Annotated in this window: 4 protein-coding genes; all 4 read left to right on the top strand. The window is 53.6% G+C overall.

Translation table 11 applies throughout. The features are described from left to right. The coding region (locus tag ABYT30_RS15430) for a lipid II flippase MurJ (RefSeq protein WP_373097391.1) at positions 1 to 444 on the top strand (444 nt) is incomplete at its 5' end. Positions 445 to 551: 107 nt separating this feature from the next. Continuing rightward, complete coding sequence (ribF, locus tag ABYT30_RS15425) at positions 552 to 1481, top strand: bifunctional riboflavin kinase/FAD synthetase (RefSeq protein ID WP_373097390.1); 930 nt, start codon at positions 552 to 554, stop codon at positions 1479 to 1481. Positions 1482 to 1507: 26 nt separating this feature from the next. Then, positions 1508 to 4330, top strand: coding sequence for an isoleucine--tRNA ligase (gene ileS, locus ABYT30_RS15420; protein ID WP_373097389.1), 2823 nt, complete (start codon positions 1508 to 1510; stop codon positions 4328 to 4330). Beyond that, on the top strand, positions 4323 to 4844 hold the full coding sequence (gene lspA / locus ABYT30_RS15415; RefSeq protein WP_373084899.1) for a signal peptidase II: 522 nt from the start codon (positions 4323 to 4325) through the stop codon (positions 4842 to 4844). Before ileS ends, lspA begins: the two co-directional genes overlap by 8 nt. The last annotated feature ends 112 nt before the right edge of the window (positions 4845 to 4956 follow it).

The following is a 4956-nucleotide window of genomic DNA, read 5'->3' as shown; positions in this document are numbered from 1 at the left end:
GGCTTTTACGCTCGGCAAGACACCAAAACCCCAGTGCGCATTGGCATCATTGCCATGGTGGCCAATATGGTGATGAATATCGCCTTGGTTATACCACTGCACCACTACTGGCAGGTAGGGCACGCGGGTTTGGCATTAGCTACTGCGGCGTCGGCTTGGTTAAATGCCGGCTTGCTGTACCGTGGTCTAGGCCAAAAAGCGGGCTTTAGAAGACTGCCGGGTTGGGGCCGTTATAGTCTGCAGCTCGGCTTGGCGGTTGCGGCCATGACTGTGTGCCTTTGGTATGGCCTACAGTGGTTTGATGGCTGGCAGCAATGGAGTGCAATGCAGCGGGCAATGCATTTGGCGGGGCTTTGCGTGGCCGGCAGTGGCGCTTATATTGCGGTCATGATTGCCTGTGGCTTGCGGCTTAAGGACTTGCGGGGCTCGGTGTCCAGCTCATAGCGGCGCATATCAGTGGCGGCGGGCGTGATTAGGCTAACTCCGGCGTTTAGTCCAGCCCCGTCCTGAGCTATAATCACCCGCTTTGCGAATCGAAAACGACGGTAGGCATGGAGTTAATCCGCGGATTTAAACATTTTCGCCCTGAGTATCGCGGCTGTGTAGCCACGATCGGTGCCTTTGATGGTGTCCATTTAGGTCATCAGGCAGTGTTGCGTCAGCTCATAGCCAAGGGTAAGGAAATGGGCCTGCCATCGACGGTGGTGCTATTTGAGCCCTTGCCTCGCGAATTCTTTTCCCCTCATGATGCGCCGGCGCGTTTGATGAGCTTTCACGAAAAATTCCATGCATTGCGTGAGCTTGGCATCGACAGAGTCGTGCGGATACGTTTTACCCCCTCGTTTCGGGATATGACCGCCATGGAGTTTATCCACAAATTATTTGTGGTCGGGCTTGGCGTGAAATACATCGTGGTGGGGGATGATTTACGGTTTGGCCGCAATCGCAGTGGTGATTTCGATCTGCTGCGCAAGGTTGGGGAGCGCGATGGCTTTGAGGTGGTTGATACCTCGACTTTGCAGGTTGCGGATGAACGGGTGAGCAGCACCCGTATTCGCGAGGTTTTGGCTGAGGCGGATTTTGCCTTGGCCGAGCGACTCCTAGGGCGGCCATACAGTATTGCCGGTCGGGTGATTGTTGGTCAGCAATTGGGGCGTACTATCGGTACCCCAACTGCCAATATGGAATTGCACCGACTGCGTTCACCGCTCTCTGGCGTGTTCGCGGTGGAAGTATACGGCGCTACCGACGGTATGTGTCCCGGCGTGGCAAATGTCGGCGTGCGACCGACTATTGGCGATTTATCAAAAGCCATTTTGGAAGTGCATTTGCTGAATTTTAACCAGAATATTTACGGCCGAAAAATTCGCGTGGTATTCCGTAAAAAATTGCGTGATGAAGAAAAATTTGACGGACTAGACGCCCTGAAAGCACAAATTGCCAAGGATGTTGAGCAGGCGCGATCCTTTTTTAATCTTTAAACCTTTGGAATGTGTAAGAAGCCACTATGAGTGAATACAAGCACACCTTGAACCTGCCCGAGACCAGCTTTGCCATGAAGGCGAACTTGGCCCAACGTGAACCCGGTATGCTGAAGCGCTGGCAGGACGAGGACGTTTATCAGCAAATCCGCGACGCCCGTGCGGGGCGGCAAAAATTTGTACTTCACGACGGCCCTCCGTATGCCAATGGTGATATTCATATTGGTCATGCGGTAAATAAAATTCTCAAAGATATTATTGTAAAGTCGAAAACCCTTAGCGGTTTTGACGCGCCTTATGTACCTGGTTGGGATTGTCACGGCCTGCCGATTGAACTCAATGTTGAGAAAAAAGTCGGCAAGGCTGGCCACAAAGTGGATGCCGCCACATTCAGAGAAAAGTGCCGAGAATACGCCTATAAGCAGGTAAACGGTCAGCGCGAAGATTTTAAGCGCTTAGGGGTGTTTGGCGACTGGGATAAGCCCTACCTCACCATGGACTTTGGCTTTGAGGCCAATATCATTCGCGCCCTTGGTAAAATCGTCGACAACGGCCACTTGCACAAGGGCTTTAAGCCGGTGCACTGGTGTATGGATTGCGGTTCAGCATTGGCTGAAGCCGAAGTGGAATACAAAGACAAAACCTCGCCGGCTATCGATGTTGCCTTCGCGGCGGTAGATCGCGCCGCCATGTTAGCGGCCGGCGGCTTGCCAGCCGATACCGCTGGCGAGTTAAACCTCGTCATTTGGACCACCACACCGTGGACGATTCCTGCCAATATGGCGGTGAGCCTGCATCCCGAGCTGGATTATGTGTGGGTGTCGTATACCCGCAGCAGTGGTGAGGCCATCGTGGTATTGCTCGCCGAAGCGCTGCACGAGTCGGCTATGGCCCGTTATGGCGTAGAAAATTTTGCGGTCGTTGGCCGCTGTAAGGGCGCCGCACTAGAAAACCTGCTGCTGCAGCACCCACTGTACAGTCGCCAAGTCCCCGTTATTCTCGGCGACCATGTCACTACTGACGCCGGTACCGGCGCGGTCCATACCGCGCCCGCTCACGGCCAAGACGACTTTGTGGTTGGTAAAGCCTATGGCATAGAGGTTTATAACCCCGTTGCCGCCAATGGCACTTTCTTGCCCGACACTGAGCTGTTTGCCGGCCAACATGTATTTAAAGCCAATGATAATGTGATTGAGGCTTTGTCCGAGCGTGGGCGCCTGCTGTTGCACAAGCCCCTAGAGCACAGCTATCCCCATTGCTGGCGCCATAAGAGCCCGATTATTTTCCGCGCCACACCTCAGTGGTTTGTCAGCATGACGCAAAACGGCTTGCTGGATACGGCCATGAAGGAAGTCGATGCCGTTAATTGGATGCCTGGCTGGGGTCGCGCTCGTATTGAGTCAATGATGCAGGAGCGCCCAGATTGGTGCGTGTCGCGTCAACGTACTTGGGGTGCGCCTATTGCCCTGCTCGTGCACAAAGACACGGCGGAATTGCACCCGAAGACGCCTGCGTTGATCGAAGAAATCGCTAAGCGAGTAGAGGAAGCAGGTATTCAAGCTTGGTTTGATCTTGAAGTTAGCGAGCTATTGGGCGATGAGGCCAGTGACTACGTTAAGGTCAGCGACACCCTTGATGTGTGGTTCGACTCCGGTGTTACTCACTATGCCGTGTTAGCGCAGCGCGACAATTTACAGTTTCCCGCAGATCTTTATCTAGAAGGTTCTGATCAGCATCGCGGCTGGTTCCAGTCGTCCATGCTGACCTCGGTGGCGACCAATGGCTGCGCACCCTATAAAAGCGTGCTAACCCACGGCTTTGCGGTAGACGCCCAGGGGCGCAAAATGTCGAAGTCGGTGGGTAATGTGGTCGCCCCGCAGAAAGTCATGAACACCTTGGGTGCGGATATCTTGCGGCTTTGGGTAGCCGCGACGGATTACCGCAATGAGATGACCGTTTCTGACGAGATCTTTAAACGTACTGCGGATTCTTACCGCCGTATTCGCAATACTGCGCGCTTCTTGCTGGCCAATATGGCGGGCTTCGAACCCGAGGAGCATGCCGTTGAACTTGGCGATATGCTGGCCATGGATCGCTGGATCATGCACCGTGCCGCCGAGTTGCAAGATGAGATCGTCGCTGCATACGAGGCGTATCAATTCCATTTGATCTATCAAAAATTGCATAACTTCTGTGTGCTGGAATTGGGCGGCTTTTATCTGGATATCATTAAAGATCGTCAGTACACCACCAAGGCGAATAGCCTGCCGCGGCGCTCGGCGCAAACCGCGATGTACCATATCGCTGAGGCATTGACCCGCTGGATAGCACCGATTCTTAGCTTTACCGCCGACGAATTGTGGGAACACCTACCGGGCCAGCACAGCGGCACCGTATTTGCGGCGGAGTGGTATCAGGGCTTGAGCCGTATGGACGCCGACGCTGAAATGGATGGTGACTTTTGGGACTCAGTGCAGTCGGTTAAGTCAGCGGTAAACAAAGTACTGGAAGGCGCCAAAAAAGAAGGTTTGGTCGGTGGTAGCTTGGCCACGGAAGTCACCCTGTTCTGCGACGAAGCTTTGATGGCGAATTTAGTGAAACTGGGCGACGAGCTGCGTTTCGTATTGATTAGCTCCGCGGCACGTTTAGCGCCACTGTCGACCGCTAACGAGGCGGTCGCGACCGATGTCGAGGGGCTGCAGGTACGAGTTGCTGCGAGTGAAGGCGAGAAGTGTAGTCGCTGCTGGCACCACCGCGAAGAAGTAGGCCAATCTTTGGTTCATCCAGAATTGTGTTTCCGCTGCATCGACAATGTCGATGGCGACGGTGAAGTGCGGTTCTATGCTTGAGTCTGGCGTGAGTTTTGAACAAGCCGCGCAGCGCCGCAGCCGAGTTTTTTGGCTGCTTGTTGCCGTGGCGGTTATTGTTGTGGATCAGATTAGTAAATACTTTGCTGACAGTATGCTTGGCTATGCTCAGCCCCACACCGTGCTGCCGGTATTAGATATTACGCTGCACTATAACCGCGGCGCGGCATTTAGTTTTTTGAGTGATGCAGGGGGCTGGCAGCGCTGGTTCTTTAGCGTTATCGCATTGGCGGTAAGCGCTTATATTGCGTTCTGGTTGTGCCGTTTGCGCCGTGACCAGTGGTTATTGTCCTTAGCGCTTGCCTTGGTACTCGGCGGTGCGCTGGGTAATTTGTGGGATCGGCTGTGGTATGGCCATGTAATTGATTTCATCTCGGTACATTGGGGCCACCACTATTTTCCCACTTTTAATGTCGCCGATGCGGGGATCAGTGTGGGCGCGGTGTTACTGCTGATCGATATGTTTGTAAATCCCGAAACTGAAAAATCATCCTAAGGGATGTGTGGATTCTATTGAATGACTGATATACAAATTGGCCCCGGCACTGAAATTACTCTGCACTTCGCCCTAGGTATCATTGATGGCGATGAAGTGGATTCCACCTTTG

The sequence above is a fragment of the Zhongshania sp. genome (assembly GCF_041623545.1).
GTDB lineage: Bacteria > Pseudomonadota > Gammaproteobacteria > Pseudomonadales > Spongiibacteraceae > Spongiibacter.
The sequence above is the reverse complement of the archived record's forward strand: the minus strand, read 5'-3'. Positions and strand labels throughout refer to the sequence as shown.

Excerpts from the sequence above, each read along its gene's own strand:
- ribF (WP_373097390.1), top strand. The coding sequence starts at position 552 with ATGGAGTTAATCCGCGGATTTAAACATTTTCGCCCTGAGTATCGCGGC.
- ileS (WP_373097389.1), top strand. The coding sequence starts at position 1,508 with ATGAGTGAATACAAGCACACCTTGAACCTGCCCGAGACCAGCTTTGCC.
- lspA (WP_373084899.1), top strand. The coding sequence starts at position 4,323 with ATGCTTGAGTCTGGCGTGAGTTTTGAACAAGCCGCGCAGCGCCGCAGC.